This window comes from Allobrachymonas sp. (assembly GCF_041912815.1).
GTDB lineage: Bacteria > Pseudomonadota > Gammaproteobacteria > Burkholderiales > Burkholderiaceae_C > Brachymonas.
Window position 1 is genome coordinate 191229 of sequence record NZ_JAYRLV010000003.1, and the last position, 19107, is coordinate 210335.

The 19107-nt window shown below is 64.8% G+C and carries 11 protein-coding genes; 7 read left to right on the forward strand and 4 right to left on the reverse strand.

Going from position 1 to position 19107, the window contains the following annotated elements; translation table 11 throughout:
• Nucleotides 1-366: 366 nt before the first annotated feature.
• From ACE3P9_RS04735 to narI, 6 genes are all read left to right on the forward strand, one after another.
• Entirely contained in the window at nt 367-1632 is a 1266-nt protein-coding gene (locus tag ACE3P9_RS04735; RefSeq protein WP_374492118.1) for a nitrate/nitrite transporter, read from the forward strand.
• Nucleotides 1633-1964: 332 nt separating this feature from the next.
• Nucleotides 1965-3350 carry a NarK family nitrate/nitrite MFS transporter gene (locus tag ACE3P9_RS04740; protein ID WP_374492119.1) on the forward strand — a complete coding sequence of 462 codons (1386 nt, stop codon included), beginning with the start codon at nt 1965-1967 and terminating at the stop codon, nt 3348-3350.
• Nucleotides 3351-3577: 227 nt separating this feature from the next.
• On the forward strand, nt 3578-7279 hold the full coding sequence (locus ACE3P9_RS04745) for a nitrate reductase subunit alpha (protein WP_374492120.1): 3702 nt from the start codon (nt 3578-3580) through the stop codon (nt 7277-7279).
• A gap of 31 nt (nt 7280-7310) precedes the next feature.
• Complete coding sequence (narH, locus tag ACE3P9_RS04750) at nt 7311-8861, forward strand: nitrate reductase subunit beta (RefSeq protein WP_374492121.1); 1551 nt, start codon at nt 7311-7313, stop codon at nt 8859-8861.
• 76 nt (nt 8862-8937) lie between these two features.
• Nucleotides 8938-9591 (forward strand): nitrate reductase molybdenum cofactor assembly chaperone, encoded by a 654-nt coding sequence (gene narJ / locus ACE3P9_RS04755; protein ID WP_374492122.1) that lies wholly within the window; start codon nt 8938-8940, stop codon nt 9589-9591.
• 16 nt (nt 9592-9607) lie between these two features.
• The gene (gene narI / locus ACE3P9_RS04760) at nt 9608-10297 is read left to right on the forward strand and encodes a respiratory nitrate reductase subunit gamma (RefSeq protein WP_374492123.1); all 690 of its coding nucleotides are present in this window, start codon (nt 9608-9610) and stop codon (nt 10295-10297) included.
• 229 nt (nt 10298-10526) lie between these two features.
• Here narI and ACE3P9_RS04765 read toward each other — a convergent pair whose 3' ends face one another.
• Nucleotides 10527-11300 carry an SDR family oxidoreductase gene (locus ACE3P9_RS04765; RefSeq protein WP_374492125.1) on the reverse strand — a complete coding sequence of 258 codons (774 nt, stop codon included), beginning with the start codon at nt 11298-11300 and terminating at the stop codon, nt 10527-10529.
• Nucleotides 11301-11408: 108 nt separating this feature from the next.
• On the opposite strand from ACE3P9_RS04765, the gene ACE3P9_RS04770 reads away from it, so the two are divergent.
• Nucleotides 11409-12335, forward strand: a complete 927-nt coding sequence (locus ACE3P9_RS04770; RefSeq protein ID WP_374492126.1) for a LysR family transcriptional regulator — start codon at nt 11409-11411, stop codon at nt 12333-12335.
• Between the two features lie 91 nt (nt 12336-12426).
• Here the strand turns inward: ACE3P9_RS04770 and ACE3P9_RS04775 are convergent, their stop codons facing one another.
• The 3 genes from ACE3P9_RS04775 to ACE3P9_RS04785 all read right to left on the reverse strand — a co-directional run bounded on the left by ACE3P9_RS04775 (nt 12427) and on the right by ACE3P9_RS04785 (nt 19104).
• The gene (locus ACE3P9_RS04775) at nt 12427-13485 is read right to left on the reverse strand and encodes an NERD domain-containing protein (protein WP_374492127.1); all 1059 of its coding nucleotides are present in this window, start codon (nt 13483-13485) and stop codon (nt 12427-12429) included.
• 19 nt (nt 13486-13504) lie between these two features.
• Nucleotides 13505-16093, reverse strand: coding sequence for a DNA topoisomerase (ATP-hydrolyzing) subunit B (gyrB, locus tag ACE3P9_RS04780; RefSeq protein WP_374492128.1), 2589 nt, complete (start codon nt 16091-16093; stop codon nt 13505-13507).
• Nucleotides 16094-16299: 206 nt separating this feature from the next.
• Nucleotides 16300-19104, reverse strand: a complete 2805-nt coding sequence (locus tag ACE3P9_RS04785; RefSeq protein ID WP_374492129.1) for a molybdopterin-dependent oxidoreductase — start codon at nt 19102-19104, stop codon at nt 16300-16302.
• Between the last annotated feature and the right edge of the window lie 3 nt (nt 19105-19107).

Here is a 19107-nt window from a genome sequence, read left to right on the forward strand (position 1 = left end):
AGCACGATGTCGCCATTCCCCAAAAAGGCTCTCGCAACCGCATGAATTCATGAGGAATTATGAAATGCGGCATTCTGGGTGCACCATACCCGCAGAAACATGCCCATGCACTGCACCAATTGATGGCGCCCACGCACCCCCTTGATGCCAGAAAAAGGCGTAACAACATCCACAAAGTCTTGACAAGCAATACCTGAGTGCAGTGTCCCCTTGACAAGGGTTTCCCCCAAACGGGGTAGACTGCCCCCGCACTTCTGTGAATTGCCGTCTAGCCCTTCGGGGCTGCACGCCCCTCCCATGCGGCGGATAGTGACTGCCCCCCTCCCGGCGCTATCGTGGCATTGTTCTCGACCAAGGAATCGCATCATGGCTTCGCAAAAATACAAGCAGTACTCCGTACTGTTCGCCAGTACGCTGGCGTTCGCCGTCTGTTTCATGATCTGGATGATGTTTGCCGTCATCGGCATCCCGATCCAGCAGAAACTGGGCCTCAACGCCACCGAATTCGGCATGCTGGCTGCCACGCCCGTGCTCTCCGGCTCCCTGATCCGCGTGCCCCTGGGCATCTGGACCGACCGCTTCGGGGGTCGCATCGTGTTCTTTGCCCTGATGCTGGCCTGCGTGATTCCGGTCTTTGCGCTGCAGTTCGCCACCGAATTCTGGCAGTTCCTCGCCATCGGTCTGGTCATCGGTCTGGCTGGCGGCTCCTTCTCGGTCGGCACTCCCTACGTGGCCCGCTGGTTCCGCAAGGAGCAGCAGGGTCTGGCCATGGGCATCTTCGGTGCCGGCAACGCCGGTGCCGCCCTTACCAAGCTGCTGGCTCCGGTCATCATCGTGGCTGCCGGCTGGCAGATGGTTCCCACGGTCTACGCCGCCATTCTGCTCGGCACGGCCCTGCTGTTCTGGGTCATGACCTACTCCGATCCCAGCCATATCGTGTCCAGCAAGGTCACGCTCGGCGAGCAGCTCGCGCTCATGAAGAACCCCAAGGTACTGCTGTACAGCCAGCTCTACTCCGTGGTGTTCGGCGGCTATGTGGCCCTCGCGCTGTGGATGACCAAGTACTACGTGGGTGAATACCACTTCGACCTCAAGCATGCCGCGTTCCTGGCTGCAGCCTTCTCCCTGCCCGGCGGCGTGCTGCGTGCACTGGGCGGCTGGTTCTCCGACAAGTTCGGCGCCCACAAGGTGACCGAAGTGGTGCTGTGGGTCATGATGCTGGTGTTCTTCATCCTGTCCTATCCGCAAACCGACTTCGTGATCCAGACCACCAAGGGCGCCACCGCCTACCACCTCGGCATCACGCACGAGTGGTTCACCATCCTGCTGTTCTTCGTGGGCGTGGCCATGGCCGTGGGCAAGGCTTCCGTGTTCAAGTACGTGGCCGACGACTTCCCGGGCAACATCGGTGCCGTGTCCGGCATCGTGGGTCTGGCGGGCGGCATGGGCGGCTTCCTGCTCCCGATCATGTTCGGCGCGCTGCTCGACATGACCGGCGTGCGCAGCACGGCCTTCATGCTCCTCTTTGGATGTGCCCTGGTGGGTGCCGTGTGGCTGAACTTTGCCGAGCGCAAGCACCACTACGGCGAAAAGGACGACGCTGCCCGCAAGGCCGTTGCCGCCCAGGCCTGATTCCCTCTGCCGCACTCCTCCTGCCCCGGGAGGAGCCACAGGCACCCCAGCCCGACCGCCCTGCGGCCGGGCTTTTTTTCGTCTGCTCCCCCTACCCGATTCAGAGAACCGCAGCGCCACGTTCATGTAACACACAGGGGGGATCATGGCGGGCTCCCCCAAAAGGGGGAGATGGCTTAGCTCCTCTGCCGCCCCCCTTCGCCCCCACTGGGGTATGGGCGCGCGGCATGCCCCTTCCTAGACTGGAGGCACCAGATCGGTGGGGTATCTGCCGAGGCTGCATGCATTCTTTCTGACCATAGGGGTCCCATGGGGCCCGGGAGGTTCTACTCATGTCATCTCATGTCCTGACCCGCTGGGAGCCGGAAGATCCGGTCTTCTGGCAAAAGGAAGGCCACGCCGTTGCTCGCCGCAACCTGTGGATTTCCATCCCCGCACTGACGCTCGCCTTCGCCATCTGGCAGGTCTGGAGCGTGGTCGTGGTCAACCTGCCCAACATCGGCTTCAAGTACACCCCCAACCAGCTCTTCTGGCTGGCAGCGGCTCCGGCCCTGTCGGGCGCGACGCTGCGCATCTTCTACTCGTTCATGGTGCCCATCTTCGGTGGCCGGCTCTGGACCACGCTCACCACGGCGAGCCTGCTGGTTCCCGCCATCGGCCTGGGCATGGCCGTGCAGGATCCCCAGACCAGCTACGCCAGCATGATGCTGCTCGCGCTGCTGTGCGGCTTCGGGGGCGGCAACTTCAGCTCCAGCATGGCCAACATCAGCTTCTTCTTTCCCAAGGCCGAAAAGGGTGCCGCGCTGGGCATGAACGCCGGCCTGGGCAACCTGGGTGTGTCCATCGTGCAGTTCGTGGTGCCGCTCATCATCACCATGGGCGTGTTCGGCGCGCTCGGCGGTGAGCCCCAGACCTGGACCAAGGGCGCGCAGGTCAAGCACCTGTGGCTGCAGAACGCCGGCTACATCTGGGTGCCGTTCATCATTCTGTCCACGCTGGCAGCCTGGTTCGGCATGAACGACATCGCCTCGGCCAAGGCCTCCTTTGCCGATCAGGCCGTGATCTTCAAGCGCAAGCACAACTGGCTGATGTGCTGGCTGTATCTGGGCACCTTCGGCTCGTTCATCGGCTTTGCCGCAGGTTTCCCGCTGCTCATCAAGAGCCAGTTCACGGGCATCAATCCCACGCAATACGCCTTCCTGGGCGCGCTCATCGGCGGTCTCACCCGTCCCTTCGGCGGCTGGCTGGCCGACAAGATCGGCGGCGCCCGTGTGACGCAGTTCGTCTTCCTCGGCATGATCGTCGGCGTCTTCGGCGTGATCGCCTTCCTGCCGCACGCCGGACAGGGCGGCAACTTCTGGGGCTTCTTTGTCTGCTTCCTGGCGCTGTTCGCCCTCACCGGCATCGGCAACGGCTCGACCTTCATGCAGGTACCCACCATTTTCCTGACGCTGCACCAGCGCATGGCGGCCGGCAAGGGCGAGGCTGCGCAGCACAAGGCCATGGGCGAAGCCAACAAAGAAGCGGCTGCCGTGCTCGGCTTCTCGGCTGCCCTGGCTGCCTACGGCGGATTCTTCATCCCCAAGAGCTATGGCACCTCGCTCGAAATGACCGGCAGCGTCGATGCAGCGCTCTATGCCTTCATCGCCTTCTATGCCACCTGCGCGCTGGTGAACTGGTGGTTCTATGCCCGCAAGGGAGCTGAAGTACCCTGCTGATACGCTCAGGCAAACCTGTTCTGTACCATGGAGATGGCTGCACTGCCATCCCTTTTGGCTGCAGGACTCTCCCGCCGTATTCCCCAATTGGCGGATACGGTTTAGCTCCTCTGCCGCACCCGGGCGCCCCCACTGGCGAATAGTCCCCCGGACGGCACTTTTATAGACTTCTGTTCATCGGCCCATACGGCGCGCCCCGCGCGCCACACGGCGACTCTGGAGGCACTATGAGCCATTTTCTCGACCGACTGAAATTCATGAGCAAGGTGAAATCCACCTTCTCCAATGGCCACGGCGCGGTAGTCAAGGAAGACCGCAAGTGGGAAGACGCCTACCGCCAGCGCTGGCAGCACGACAAGATCGTGCGCTCCACGCACGGCGTGAACTGCACCGGCTCCTGCAGCTGGAAGGTGTACGTCAAGAACGGCCTGATCACCTGGGAAACCCAGCAGACCGACTACCCACGCACCCGGCCCGACCTGCCCAACCACGAACCCCGTGGCTGCCCCCGTGGCGCTTCCTACAGCTGGTACGTGTACTCCGCCCAGCGCGTGAAGTACCCCATGGTGCGCGGCAAGCTCATGCAGATGTGGCGCGAGGCCCGCAAGTCCCTCGGCCCGGTGGCGGCCTGGGAGAGCATCAGCCAGGACCCCGAGAAGGCCAAAGCCTACAAGAGCCGTCGTGGCCAGGGCGGCTTTGTGCGCGCCTCGTGGGATGAAGTCAACGAAATGGTGGCCGCAGCCAACGCCTACACCATCAAGACCTACGGCCCGGACCGCGTGGTGGGTTTCTCCCCCATTCCGGCCATGTCCATGGTCAGCTACGCGGCCGGCAGCCGCTACCTGAGCCTGATCGGCGGCACGCCGCTGTCGTTCTACGACTGGTACTGTGACCTGCCTCCGGCCAGCCCGCAGATCTGGGGCGAGCAGACCGACGTGGCCGAATCGGCCGACTGGTACAACTCCACCTACCTGATGGTCTGGGGCTCCAACGTCCCGATGACCCGCACACCCGATGCCCACTTCTACACCGAAGTGCGCTACAAGGGCACCAAGACCGTGGCCGTGTCGAGCGACTACGGCGAAATGGCCAAGTTCGGCGACATATGGCTCGCACCCAAGCAGGGCACCGATGCGGCCATGGCCATGGCCATGGGGCATGTGATCTTCAAGGAATTCCACCTCGAAAATCCTTCCGAATACTTCACCGACTACATCCGCCGCCTCACCGACATGCCCATGCTGGTGAAGCTCCGGGAAGAAGGGGGCCGCTACCTGCCCGAATACTTCCTGCGCGCCAGCCAGCTCGCCGACCAGTGCGGCCAGGACAACAACCCCGACTGGAAGACCCTGATGCTCGACGAGCTCACGGGTGAGCTGGTGGTGCCCAATGGCTCGATCGGCTTCCGCTGGGGCCAGCCCGAAGGCAAGACCGGCCGCTGGAACCTCGAAGCCCGCGAAGGCGGGGCCAGCCGCGAAGTCAAGGGCACCCTGTCCCTCCTGGGCAAGCAGGACGAGGTCGTGGGCGTGGGCTTCCCCTACTTCGGCGCCGAGCATGACGACGTGATGGTGCGCAATGTGCCCGTCAAGCGCATCACGCTGGCCGACGGCAGCAGTGCCCTCGTGGCCACCGTGTTCGACCTGATGGCCGCCAACTACGGCATCGACCGCGGCCTGGGCGGCGGCAACGTCGCCAGCGACTACTTCGACGACGTGCCCTACACGCCCGGCTGGCAGCAGAAGCACACCGGCGTCAAGCCCGAAATGGTCATTCAGGTGGCCCGCGAATTCGCGCACAACGCCGACCAGACCCACGGCAAGAGCATGGTCATCGTGGGCGCCGGTCTCAACCACTGGTACCACATGGACATGACCTATCGCGGCATCATCAACATGCTGATGATGTGCGGCTGCATCGGGCAGTCCGGCGGTGGCTGGGCCCACTATGTCGGCCAGGAAAAGCTCCGTCCGCAGAGCGGCTGGCTGCCGCTGGCCTTCGGCCTCGACTGGCACCGTCCGCCGCGCCAGATGAACGGCACGAGCTTCTTCTACGCCCACACCAGCCAGTGGCGCCACGAGAAGCTGGGCGTCAACGAGATCCTGTGCCCGACCGCCGATGGCAGCATGGCCAACATGTCGCTCATCGACTACAACGCCAAGGCCGAGCGCATGGGCTGGCTGCCCTCCTCGCCGCAGCTCACCACCAACCCGCTCGACATCACCCGCATGGCGGCCGAAGCCGGCAAGGATGTCGTGAGCTACACCGTCGAAGGGCTCAAGAACGGCTCGCTCGACATGAGCTGCAACGACCCGGACAACCCCAAGAACTTCCCGCGCAACCTGTTCGTGTGGCGCAGCAACATCCTGGGCTCCTCCGGCAAGGGCCACGAGTACTTCCTCAAGTACCTGCTCGGGACCAAGAACGCGGTCATGAGCGACGAGACGGCCTGCATCAAGCCCACCGAGGTCACGATGCGCCCCGCCGCCGAAGGCAAGCTCGACCTGCTGGTGGTGCTCGACTTCCGCATGTCCACCACCTGCCTGTACGGCGACATCGTGCTGCCGACGGCCACCTGGTACGAAAAGGACGACCTCAACACGTCCGACATGCACCCGTTCATCCACCCCCTGTCCGAGGCCGTGCAGCCGCTGTGGCAGAGCAAGACCGACTGGGAAATCTACAAGGGCTTCGCCAAGGCGATCTCCGCCATCGGCAAGGACTACCTCGGCGTCCAGAAGGACCTCGTGCTCACCCCGCTGATGCATGACAGCCCGCAGGAGCTGGGCCAGCCCTTCGACGTGCGCGACTGGAAGAAGGGCGAATGCGACCCCATCCCCGGAAAGACCATGCCCGCCATGACCGTGGTCGAGCGTGACTACGGCGCGATCTACGACAAGTTCACCACCATCGGCCCGCTGATGGAAAAGGTCGGCAACGCCGGCAAGGGCCTGGCCTGGAAGACCGGCCACGAGATCGAGCAGCTGCGCAAGATGAACAAGGTGGCCAGCGAGGGTGCCGGCAAGGGCCAGCCCCGCCTCGACACCGCCATCGACGCCGCCGAAATGATCATGACCCTGGCCCCCGAAACCAACGGCCACGTCGCCGTCAAGGCCTGGGAAGCACTCGGCAAGGTCACCGGCCGCGACCACACGCACCTGGCCATCCCGCGCGAGCACGACCACATCACCTTCCGGGACATCCAGGCCCAGCCGAGGAAGATCATCTCCTCGCCGGTCTGGTCGGGCCTCGAAAGCGAGGAAGTCAGCTACAACGCCGGCTACACCAACGTGCACGAGCTCATCCCATGGCGCACGCTCACCGGCCGCCAGCAGTTCTACCAGGATCACCAGTGGATGCGCGCCTTCGGCGAAGGTCTGTGCCTGTACAAGCCCGCAGTCAACCTCAAGACCACGGCGCCCCTGCACAACCACAAGCCCAACGGCAACACCGAGATCCTGCTCAACTGGATCACCCCGCACCAGAAGTGGGGCATCCACAGCACCTACTCCGACAACCTGCGCATGCTCACGCTGTCTCGCGGCGGCCCGCACGTCTGGCTGTCCGAGGTCGACGCCCGCAAGGCAGGCATCGAGGACAACGACTGGATCGAGATCTTCAACGTCAACGGCACCATCACGGCCCGTGCCGTGGTCAGCCAGCGGGTTCCCGAAGGCATGACGCTGATGTATCACGCCCAGGAACGGATCATCAACATCCCCGGCGCCGAAATCAGCGGCCAGCGCGGCGGCATGCACAACTCCGTCACCCGGACCGTGCCCAAGCCCACCCACATGATCGGTGGCTATGCCCAGCTCGCCTACGGCTTCAACTACTACGGCACCGTCGGCGCCAACCGCGATGAATTCGTGGTCATGCGCAAGATGAAGCATGTGGACTGGATGGACCAGCCCGCGTCCAAGCAAGACTGAGAACCGGACCCTCGATTCAGGAGAATTGACAATGAAAATCAGAGCCCAAATCGGCATGGTGCTCAATCTGGACAAGTGCATCGGGTGCCACACCTGCTCGGTCACCTGCAAGAATGTCTGGACGAGCCGCGACGGCGTGGAATACGCCTGGTTCAACAACGTGGAAACCAAGCCCGGCATCGGCTTCCCCAAGAACTGGGAAGACCAGGACAAGTGGAAGGGCGGCTGGGAACTCGACGCCAACGGCAAGCTGCGCCCCCGCCAGGGCGGCAAGGCGAAGATCCTCTCCAACATCTTCGCCAACCCCAACCTGCCCGCGATCGACGAGTACTACGAGCCGTTCACCTACGACTACGAGCATCTGCAGAACGCCCCCGAGATGCAGACCCAGCCCACCGCGCGGCCGGTGTCCGTGCTCACGGGCAAGAAGATGGACAAGATCGAATGGGGCCCGAACTGGGAAGACGACCTCGGCGGCGAATTCGCCAAGCGTGCCAAGGACGCCCTGTTCGAAGGCATCCAGAAGGAGATGTACTCGGCCTTCGAGAACACCTTCATGATGTACCTGCCCCGCCTGTGCGAGCACTGCCTCAACCCCACCTGCGTGGCAAGCTGCCCCTCCGGCTCCATCTACAAGCGCGAAGATGACGGCATCGTCCTGATCGACCAGGACAAGTGCCGCGGCTGGCGCATGTGCATCTCCGGCTGCCCCTACAAGAAGATCTACTACAACTGGACCTCCGGCAAGGCCGAGAAGTGCATCTTCTGCTACCCCCGCATCGAGGCCGGCCAGCCCACCGTCTGCTCCGAGACCTGCGTCGGCCGCATCCGCTACCTGGGCGTGCTGCTGTATGACGCCGACAAGATCGAGCAGGCCGCCAGCACCCCCGACGTGAAGGACCTGTACCAGTCTCAGCTCGACGTCTTCCTTGACCCGAACGACCCTGCCGTCATCGCCGAAGCCCGCAAGCAGGGCATCCCCGAAGCATGGCTCGACGCCGCCCGCAAGTCGCCCGTCTACAAGATGGCGATGGAATGGAAGGTCGCCTTCCCGCTGCACCCCGAATACCGCACCCTGCCCATGGTGTGGTACATCCCGCCGCTGTCCCCGATCCAGAGCGCGCTCGAAAACGGCCTCATCGGCGAAAACGGCATCATCCCCGACGTCAAGGACCTGCGCATCCCGATCCAGTACCTGGCCAACCTGCTCACCGCAGGCAAGGAAGAGCCCGTCATCAAGGCACTCGAAACCATGGTCGCCATGCGCCGCTACATGCGCAAGAAGAGCGTCGAGAAGGTCACCGACCCCTCCACGCTCGCCGGCACCCATCTCACCCCGGCCCAGGTCGAGGAGATGTACCAGGTCATGGCCATCGCCAACTACGAGGACCGTTTCGTCATCCCCACCAGCCACAAGGAAGTGGTGGAAAACACCTTCGAGGACAAGGCCGGCTGCGGCTTCAGCTTCGGCAACGGCTGCTCCGACGGCGTCACGCCCGAAAGCCTGTTCGGCCGCAAGAAGGCCTCGCCCATCGTGTTCCACGACATGCGTCGCGCCCTCAAGGAAAACCGCGAGAAATGACCTTTTCGCCCGCCGGACGCCAGCCTGCCGCCCTCACCCGGCACCCGGCTGGCCCCGGCCGCAAGGAGCACACCCCATGACCCCCATGCACTTTCAGGCCTTCTCGGCCCTGCTGAGCTACCCCGAGCAGGACCTGCTCGACGCGCTTGGCGAGATCCGTGCCGCACTCGCCACGGCCCCCGCCATCGCCGCGCAGATCGAACCGCTCATCGCCCACCTCGAAGCCGGCGACCTCATCTCCCTCCAGGAAGAATACGTCGCCACCTTCGACCGCAACCCCTCGCACTCGCTGCACCTGTTCGAGCACATTCACGGCGAAGACCGCGCCCGCGGCCAGGCCATGGTCGACCTGCTCGAGGAGTACAAGTCGCAAGGCTTCGAGCCCGTCACCAGCGAGCTGCCCGACTACGTGCCGCTGTTCCTCGAATTCCTCTCCCAGTGCGAAGCCGGGGAAGCAGCCCACCTGCTCGGAGACGCCGTGCACGTCCTGCACCACGTCGCCAGCCGCCTGCAAGCCGACGGCTCTCCGTATGCCGCACCGCTGCAGGCCGCCGTCAGCCTCTCGCCCGTCGAGCCCCAGCCCCTGACCGTGCCGCCCGTGCGCGACATGGACGAGGCCATGGAAACCTTCGGTCCCGGCCCCGACGGCGTCGAACCCCTGCTCAAGCCCGCCATGCCGGCCATGGCGCCGATCCACTTCTACCCGCCCGCCGCAGCACACGCCGCGTAAGCGCAAGGAGCCTCTCATGAGCTATCTGCATCAATTCGTCTTTGGCATCTATCCCTACATCGCGCTGTCCATCTTCCTGCTCGGCAGCCTCATCCGCTTCGACCGCGAGCAATACAGCTGGAAGAGCGAATCCAGCCAGCTGCTCCACCGCGGCAGCCTGCGCATCGGCAGCATCCTGTTCCACGTCGGCATCATCGGTCTGTTCTTCGGCCACTTCGTTGGCCTGCTCACCCCCGTGGCCGTGTGGGACGCGCTCGGCGTGCCCCACAGCGCCAAGCAGGTGTTCGCCATGCTCGCCGGCGGCGTCATGGGCCTCATGTGCCTCACCGGCCTGCTGATCCTGATCTTCCGCCGCTTCGGCAACGAACGCCTCGCCGCCAACACCACCTGGCGCGACAAGCTCGTCGTCGGCTGGATCCTGGTCACGCTCCTGCTCGGCCTGTCCACCATCTTCGTCTCCGCCCAGCACCTGGACGGCCACGAAATGGTGCAGCTCATGACCTGGGCACAGCACATCGTCACCTTCCGGGGAGACGCCGCCAGCTTCATCGCCGAAGCCTCCCCCGTGTTCAAGTTCCACCTGTTCATGGGCATGTCGCTGTTCGTGATCTTCCCCTTCACCCGCCTCGTGCACGTGTGGAGCGGCTTCGCCAGCGTCACCTACCTCACCCGCGCCTGGCAGCTCGTCCGCCCCCGCCGCGTCTGAGCCGGAACCCGAACCCCATAACAACAACCTCTTTTTCACCTCTTCGCCGCCCCTCGGGGCGGCTTTTTTGTAGACGGGGCAAACAGTCCTCAAGGCATCGGGACTTCACATCGGGGGAGGAAAGCAGGACAGGCTGCAGACCAGCCCCCCCAAAAAACGCACTGCCCCGGCGCCTGGACAGCGACCGGGGCAGCAGCCTGCAGCGCACGCAGCAGGGACATGCAGGAAATTACTTGGTGGTGTAGCCTCCATTGATGAGTATCGTCTGCCCCGTGATCCACCAGCCCTCACTGACCAGATGGCGGATGAATGGCACTACATCCTCGATATCCGTCAGCCCCGTCCGGCTGAAGGCCGAAAGCGCAGCCGCCGTCCTGTGATAGCGCACGGCATCAGCCCCTTCCTGCCCGTAGAAGAAGGGGGTATCCATCGGCCCCGGGCCGACAGCCGTCACCGAAATGCCGCGCGCCCCGAACTCCTTGGCTGCCGCCCGGGTGAAATGCTCGACCGGCGCCTTGGTGCCCGCATAGGCCGCATAGAACGGAGTGAACGCCCCCAGCAGCGAGGTGACCAGTGTGCAGATCTTGCCATTGTCATTGACGTGCCTGCCTGCTTCCTTGAGGAAGAAGAAGGCAGACTTGGCATTGATCGCACTCATTTCGTCATACTCGCCCTCGGTGATGTCCGCAATGGGCTTCTTGAGCACCTTGCCCACGGTATTTATGGCGATGTCGGGCCGCCCTACAGCCGCCACCGTGTCGGAGAAAAGCTGCTCCATCGCGCCCGCCGTGGTGAGATCGGCCTGAAACGCCACGGCTCTGGCACCGGCCTTCTCGATCGCAGCCACCGTGTCCTCCGCATCGGCCTTGTCCGCCGCGCGGTGGTAATGAATGGCCACTGCCCGCGCACCCTGCGCCGCAAGATCGCGTGCAATCAACCCTCCCAGATTCTTGGCTCCGCCCGTGATCAGGACGACCTTGTCTTGGATGCTGTGTGTGGACATGGGAAACCTCTGCATGGTGAGTGATGGGATGCAGAAGATTCTATTGAGCGAAAATAATCCAATAAATCAGCGATTTTCCACATATCTGTACATGAATCACTACCAATCATGGATCTGATCGAACAACTCCGCATCTTCAGGCGAGTGACGGAAAGCGGCGGCTTCACCGCAGCAGCCGAACAGATGGGCGTGCCGCGCCCTACCGTCTCGCTCGCCATCCGGCAACTGGAATCCCGGCTGGGCACACGCCTGCTCCATCGCACCACGCGGCGCGTGAACGTGACCCCGGACGGCGAACTCCTGCTGGAACGGGCTGCCGCGCTGGTGGCCGACAGCGAGGAACTGGAACAACTCTTCCGCCCTGCCGATCAATCCCTGCAGGGGCGCTTGCGCGTGGACCTGCCCAGCCGCATCGCTCGCCGTCAGGTGGCCCCCGCCCTGCCGGATTTTCTGACACGGTATCCCGGCATCGAACTGGAAATCGGGTCCAGTGATCGCCTCACGGACCTGGTGCGCGAAGGCATCGACTGCGCGTTGCGCGTGGGCGAGATGGAAGCCAGCAGCCTGGTGGCACGGCCGCTGGGAAGCATCCGGCTCATCAACTGCGCCAGCCCGGCATACCTCGACCGCCATGGCGTGCCCCGCCAGCCCGGCGATCTGGTGCACCATCTTGCGGTGAACTACATCTCGTCTGCCAGCCACAGGGCTGCTCCCTGGGAATGGATGGCCGACGGCGCACGGCATGTACAGCCGATGCCGTCCCGCGTCGCGGCCAACAACGTCGAAACCTACATCGCCTGCAGCCTCGCCGGCATGGGCCTGATCCAGATCCCCGCCTTCGATGTCCGCGAACACCTCGAAGCCGGAGCGCTGGTGGAAGTGCTCCCCGAATGGCCCGCCCCCTCCATGCCGATACAGATCGTGTATCCCCACCGCCGGCATCTATCTCCCCGTGTCCGCACGTTCTGCCACTGGCTCGCCGACATCGTCACGCGCGAATGTCTGGAAAGGCAGGTGCCAGCGGATGAAGCCTGAAGACCCCCAGACGCCGGCAGCGTGACCAGTGCCTGACTCTGGCCCATTCCATATTCAGAGCCACGGATGCCACAGCACTCCGGCAACCGGACTACCGCACCGCTTCCCTGGATGCAAATGGAAAAAGCTTCTGATGCTCGCGGCAGAACTGCTGTCCGTGGAAGCGCTGGCTGTGATGCCAGCAATACATGCCTTCTTCGTAGCTGATCTTGCAGCCGCAATGGGCGCAGATGCACTTCTTTTCGCCCGGCACAGCATAAGGCATGGGAACTTGGCTATCCGGGGGAGGTGCGTGTCTGGCCTCAGGCTGTCTGCTCCTGGGGGAAGGTCGCCGTGTCACTGCAGCGGCTGGCTCCTGCACCTTTCGACGGGCAGGCGCAGGTGCCGCTTCGTAAGACACGGGAGCGGGTACAGGCGGAGACTGGGGACGCATGAAATCCGGCAGAGCCAAAAGGTCCACCGGCTGGTGGCAGCGCATCAGCGCCTTGCCCCACTCGGCAATCGTGTCCTGCCCCCGCAGGGTGGCCAGGGCCTTCAGCGTCGCTCCCACTCCGAGTTCACGTTCCACGAAACGATTGATCCAGGAAGGGAAGGCATCTGCCTTGATCACCATGCTGGTGTCAAATGCCTTGGCATCCGGTCGGTGAATGATGGCCTGGGGATGGAACATCACCACATTGCGAATGTCCACTGCCGTGCCAAAACGGGATTTGAAGCCGAGCTGATCCAGCACGGCGCGCAGCGCACGCTCGTGCCGATGGCTCTGTTCAATGGGAGAAGCCACCCCGAACCTGGAATGATTGCCGTATTCGACTGTGAATTCTCCATGGTCGTTGATCCACACATTGCAGGCCCAGTTCTTGGTTTCCACCAGATAGATGAAGGCACGGCCAATGACCAGATGGTCGATCTGAACCACTTCACCCTGCACCATGAGCCGCAGATCGTGCAGCACCATGTGGTTGGGACTCTCCTTGAAATAGCTGTCGAGGTAATACGCAGCCTCTCGCTCGCCCGTCATCCCCTTGGCAAGGTTGCTCAGCTCCTCTGCCAGCCATTTTCTCTGGCTGCTGTCCAGGCAAGGAGACTGCTGCAGGTCCTTGAGCAGAGCCATCCGCTTGGTCTTGTCATCTGCGCGCTTGAGCAGCATGGTGAAATCCCGTCCTTATTCACGCATCGATATTCATCGCCCGCAGGGCGTTGGATTCGATGAAGTCGCGGCGGGGTTCGACTTCGTCTCCCATGAGCATGGTGAAGACGCGGTCGGCTTCGATGGCGTCCTCGATCTGGACGCGCAGGAGGCGGCGGACGGTGGGGTCCATGGTGGTTTCCCAGAGCTGTTCGGGGTTCATTTCGCCCAGGCCTTTGTAGCGCTGGCGGCTGGTGGTGCGTTCGGCCTCGTTGAGGAGCCAGAGCATGGCGCTGCGGAAGTCGGTGACTTCCTGCTCCTTGCGGCGCTCGCCCTCGCCGCGCACGACGCGGGCGCCTTCGCCCACGAGTCCACGGAAGGTGTGTGCGGCCTCGGCCAGGGTGGCGTAGTCGGCGCCGTGGACGAATTCCTGCGAGAGGATGCTGCTCTTGATGTTGCCGTGGTGGTGGCGGCTGATGCGCAGGAAGGGCTTGTCGGTGTGGGGGTCGTGCTCGTAGGTGACGGTAGCCTGTTCGCCGGTGGTGTCGAGTTCGCGCAGGCGTTCCTGCAGGGCGCGGGCGCTGGTTTCGCCCTCAGCGGTGGTGTCGAGGCGGATGTCCACGCCGTCGACGATGGCGCGCAGGGCTTCGGCGTCGAGGAAGGCGGAGAGCCGGTGCACGACGCGCTCGGCGAGCTGGTGCCGGGTGGCCAGGGTCTGCAGGGTGTCGCCCGAGAGGGTCTGCGGCTGGCTGCCGCCGGTGTAGACGCTGGCGTCACGCAGGGCCACGCGCAGCAGGAAGCCGTCGAGCGCAACGGAGTCCTTGAGGTAGAGCTCTTCCTTGCCGGCCTTGACCTTGTAGAGCGGCGGCTGGGCGATGTAGATGTGGCCGCGCTCCACGAGTTCGGGCATCTGGCGGTAGAAGAAGGTGAGCAGCAGGGTGCGGATGTGGGCGCCGTCCACGTCGGCATCGGTCATGATGATGATGCGGTGGTAGCGGAGCTTGTCGATGTTGAAGTCGTCGCTGCCGGAGTTCTTGCCGTTGGCTTCCTCGGCGGCCTTGCCGATGCCGGTGCCGAGCGCGGTGATGAGGGTGACGATTTCGTTGCTGGTGAGGAGCTTTTCGTACCGGGCCTTCTCGACGTTGAGGATCTTGCCGCGCAGGGGCAGGATGGCCTGGAACTTGCGGTCACGGCCCTGCTTGGCGGAGCCGCCGGCGGAGTCGCCCTCCACCAGGTAGATTTCGCACAGGGAGGGGTCTTTTTCCTGGCAGTCGGCGAGTTTGCCGGGGAGGCCGAAACCGTCGAGCACGCCCTTGCGGCGGGTCATTTCGCGGGCCTTGCGGGCGGCTTCGCGGGCCTTGGCGGCTTCGACGATCTTGCCGCAGATGATCTTGGCGTCGTTGGGGCGTTCTTCGAGGTAGTCGGTGAGGGCCTTGGCAACGATGTCCTCGACCGGGGCGCGCACTTCGCTGGAGACGAGCTTGTCCTTGGTCTGGCTGCTGAACTTGGGTTCGGGCACCTTGACGCTGAGCACGGCGCACAGGCCTTCGCGCAGGTCATCGCCGGTGACGTCGACCTTGGCCTTGCGGGCGAGGTCGTTGTCGGCAATGTACTTGCTGATGACACGGGTCATGGCCGCGCGCAGGCCGGTGAGGTGGGTGCCGCCGTCGCGCTGGGGGATGTTGTTGGTGAAGCACAGCACCTGTTCGTTGTAGCCGTCGTTCCACTGCATGGCCACTTCGACGCCGATCTCGGTGCCGGGGATGCCGCCGTAGCTTTCGGCGGGCCGGCTGCCGGTGGCGTAGAAGGCGTTGGGGTGCAGGACTTTCTTGTTGCCGTTGATGAATTCGACGAAGCCCTTGACGCCGCCACTGCCGGCGAAATCGTCTTCCTTGCCGGTGCGCTCGTCCTTGAGGCGGATGCGCACGCCGTTGTTGAGGAAGCTCAGTTCGCGCAGGCGCTTGCTGAGGATTTCGTAATGGAACTCGTTGTTTTCCTTGAAGATTTCGGTGTCTGGCAGGAAGTGCACCTCGGTGCCGCGGCGGTCGGTGTCGCCGGTGATGCGCATGGGGGAGATTTCTGCACCGTCGACCTGCTCCAGGATGCGGTCCTGCACCACGCCATGGGCGAACAGCAGGGTGTGGATTTTGCCCTCGCGGCGCACGGTGAGGCGCAGCTTGGTGGAGAGGGCGTTGACGCAGGACACACCCACGCCGTGCAGGCCTCCGGAGACCTTGTAGCTGTTCTGGTTGAACTTGCCGCCAGCGTGCAGCTCGGTGAGGGCGATTTCGGCAGCGCTGCGCTTGGGCTCGTGCTTGTCGTCCATCTTGACGCCGGTGGGGATGCCGCGTCCGTTGTCGACCACGCTGATGGAGTTGTCGGTATGGATGGTGACCAGGATGTCGTCGCAGTAGCCGGCAAGAGCCTCGTCGATGGAGTTGTCCACCACCTCGAAGACCAGATGGTGCAGGCCGGTGCCGTCGGAGGTGTCCCCGATGTACATGCCGGGGCGCTTGCGCACGGCTTCGAGCCCTTCGAGAATCTGGATGGCCCCTTCCCCGTAGCCGTCGGCACCGGGAGAGGTTGGGTTGGGGGAGGGATTGGTGGAAGGATTCTGCGATTCGCTCATCTTTTCATTTTCGCAGATTTACCCCTCTCCCGCACCCCCTGCACACGATGGGGGAATGGGCAAAAATCCGTGCGGCGGCAAGGGGTTGGGCCACTTGCCGGGGCAGTCACCGTGCCTCCTGCGCCGAGCACGCCAGCCGCTGGCCCGAGCGGCCACAACAGCGGGCCTGCAGGGAGGCTGCGGCCTGCCCTGCCGACCCGACCGGATCAGCTGGCAGTGGCCACCGGAATGGCGCCGCACAGCCGCTGCAGCTCGGGCTTGCAGGAGCCGCAGACGGTGCCGCAGCCGAGCTTGGCCTGGAGCACGGCCATGTCGGGTTCCTCGCGCCACTGCGCCTCGATCTGGGACTGCCGCACGCCCTTGCAGCTGCAGACCACGCGGTCGGCCACGGCGCCTGCGCGGGGCGCGGCGAACACGGTGATGTGCGGTCCCTGCCAGGGAGAGCGTTCCACCAGTTGGGCGATGAGGGCATCGCACTGGGGGGCCTCGGGGCCGGCCATCACGACGCCTTCGAGGTAGTCGCCACGCCAGCCTGCACGCTTGTAGATGGCGCGCCGCTCGTCGCGGTATTCGAGGGCGTCGTCTCCGGCCGGCAGATCGGCCAGCCGCACCAGCTCCTGCAGCCAGCGGGGATGGGCCTTGAGGGCGGCAGCCCGCACCACCACGACCTGCTCACCCGCCAGGCTGAAGCTGGCGTAGTCGACCTGCGACAGCAGGGGCTGCAGCTTCTGCTGGAGCGCGATGACGTCGGAGGTATGGCAGGCCAGGGTGCAGTGCCACGCCACTTCGAGCGGCTGGATGCGCACGGCGGTGTGCTTGAGCTCGGGCTGGCGGGACTGCGGACAGGTAGCGCTGCCCATGGTCTCGTTGGAGCCGCTGGTGTTGAGCACCTGCCCGCTCCAGTGCATGGCAGCGAACACGGTGCCGGGGGGGACGTCCTCGGTCACGGCCAGCGGCATGACGAAGGCGCCCTGCCGGCTCGACACACGCACCAGGGCCCCGGCCTGCAGGTCGCGGCTGGCGGCATCGCGTGGATGCATGGACAGCTCGGGAAGGGGGGCATGCTGCCAGAGCTGCGCCACACGCCCGGTACGGCTCATGCCGTGCCACTGGTCGCGCAGGCGGCCGGTGGTGAGGTGGAAGGGGTAGCGCGCGCTGGTGGCGTCGGCCACGGGCTGGTAGGCGGTGGGGAAGAACTGTGCCCTGCCGCTGGCGGTGACGAATTGCCCGTCGGTGTAGCGGCGTGCCTGGCCGGTGGAAGCGCCAGCCGGATAGGGCCAGAACTGGGGGCCTTCGCGGTCGAGCAGCGCGTGGCTGAGGCCGGAGATGTCGAGGTCGCGTCCTGCCGTGAGGCGGCAGTATTCGTCGTACAGGCTCGCCTGGTCGGGCCAGGCGAACAGATCGGGCTCATCGGGATGCAGGCGTGCCTGCAGACGCTGGCCGAAGTCGATGGCGATGCGCCAGTCGTCACGGGCCTGGCCGGGGGCCGGCACGGCCGGACGCACGCGCGAGATGCGGCGCTCGGTGTTGGTGACGGTGCCCTGCTTTTCGCCCCAGGTGGTGGCGGGCAGGGCCACGTCGGCGTAGGCCATGGTGTCGATGTTGGCAAAGCAGTCCTGCACCACGACCAGCTCGGCCTGCCGCAGGGCCTGCCGCACGAGGGGCAGGTCGGGCATGGAGTGTGCGGGGTTGGTGCAGGCGATGTAGACGGCCTTGACCTTGCCGGAACGGATGGACTCGAACAGGTCGATGGCCGGCAGGCCCGGGGTGGCGCTCAGGCGCTCGAAGGGGATGCCCCACTGCTGCGCGACCTCGGCCCGGTGCTGGTCGTTGGCGATGTCGCGGTGCGCCGCCAGCATGGTGGCCATGCCGCCGACTTCGCGGCCGCCCATGGCGTTGGGCTGCCCGGTGAGCGAGAAGGGGCCGGCTCCGGGACGGCCGATCTGGCCAGTGGCCAGGTGCAGGTGGATGAGGGCGAGATTCTTGTCGGTGCCGCGGCTCGACTGGTTCAGGCCCATGGTGTAGAGCGACAGGCTCGCAGGGCTGTCGGCAAGCCAGTCGGCTGCCTGGCGCAGGTCCTCGACGCGGATGCCGCAGATGTCGGCTGCCAGCTGCGGGGGGTAGTCGCGCAGCACGGCCTTGAGGGCCTCGAAGCCTTCGGTATGGGCGGCGATGTAGGCCGGATCGGTCTTGCCCTCCCAGATGAGGTGGTGGAGCATGCCGTTGAACAGCGCCACGTCGGTGCCGGGCTGGATCTGGAGGTGCAGGTCGGCCTGGCTGACGGTGTCGGTACGGCGGGGATCGACCACGATCCACTTCTGTCCGCGACGGGCACGGGCTTCTTCGAGCCGGCGGAAGAGGATGGGATGCGCCCAGGCCGTGTTGGTGCCGGCAAAGAGCACGCAGTCGGCGAGCTCCATGTCCTCGTAGCAGTTGGGCGGGCCGTCGGCACCGAAGGCGAGCTTGTAGCCCATGACCGCGCTGGACATGCACAGGCGCGAGTTGGTGTCGACGTTGTTGGTGCCGATGAGGCCCTTGGAAATCTTGTTGAAGACGTAGTAGTCCTCGGTGAGGAGCTGGCCCGAAAGGTAGAAGGCGACGGCATCGGGTCCGTGGGTGCGGATGATGTCGACAAAGCGGTCGGCCACATGGTCGAGCGCTTCGTCCCAGCTCACGGGGCGGCGTTCGGCATTGCGCTCGGTGCGCAGCTCGGGTGTGAGCAGGCGCCCGGTGAGGCTGGCGGCGGTGCGCGCCAGATTGAGCCCCTTGCTGCACAGTCGCCCGGCGTTGGAGGGGTGGCTGGGGTCGCCACGCACGCCGGTGACGCGCTCGCCGTCGGTCTCGATGAGCACCCCGCAGCCCACGCCGCAGTAGCAGCAGGTCGAGGCGATTTCCTGTCTGGCGCCCCGGCTCCCCTCTCGGTCAGTCTGGAGGTCGAGACGGATCGGCTGGGTGCCGGTGGCTTCCAGGTCGGGAATGCGCGATGCAGCGCTCGGCGCGGGGCTGCCCATGGG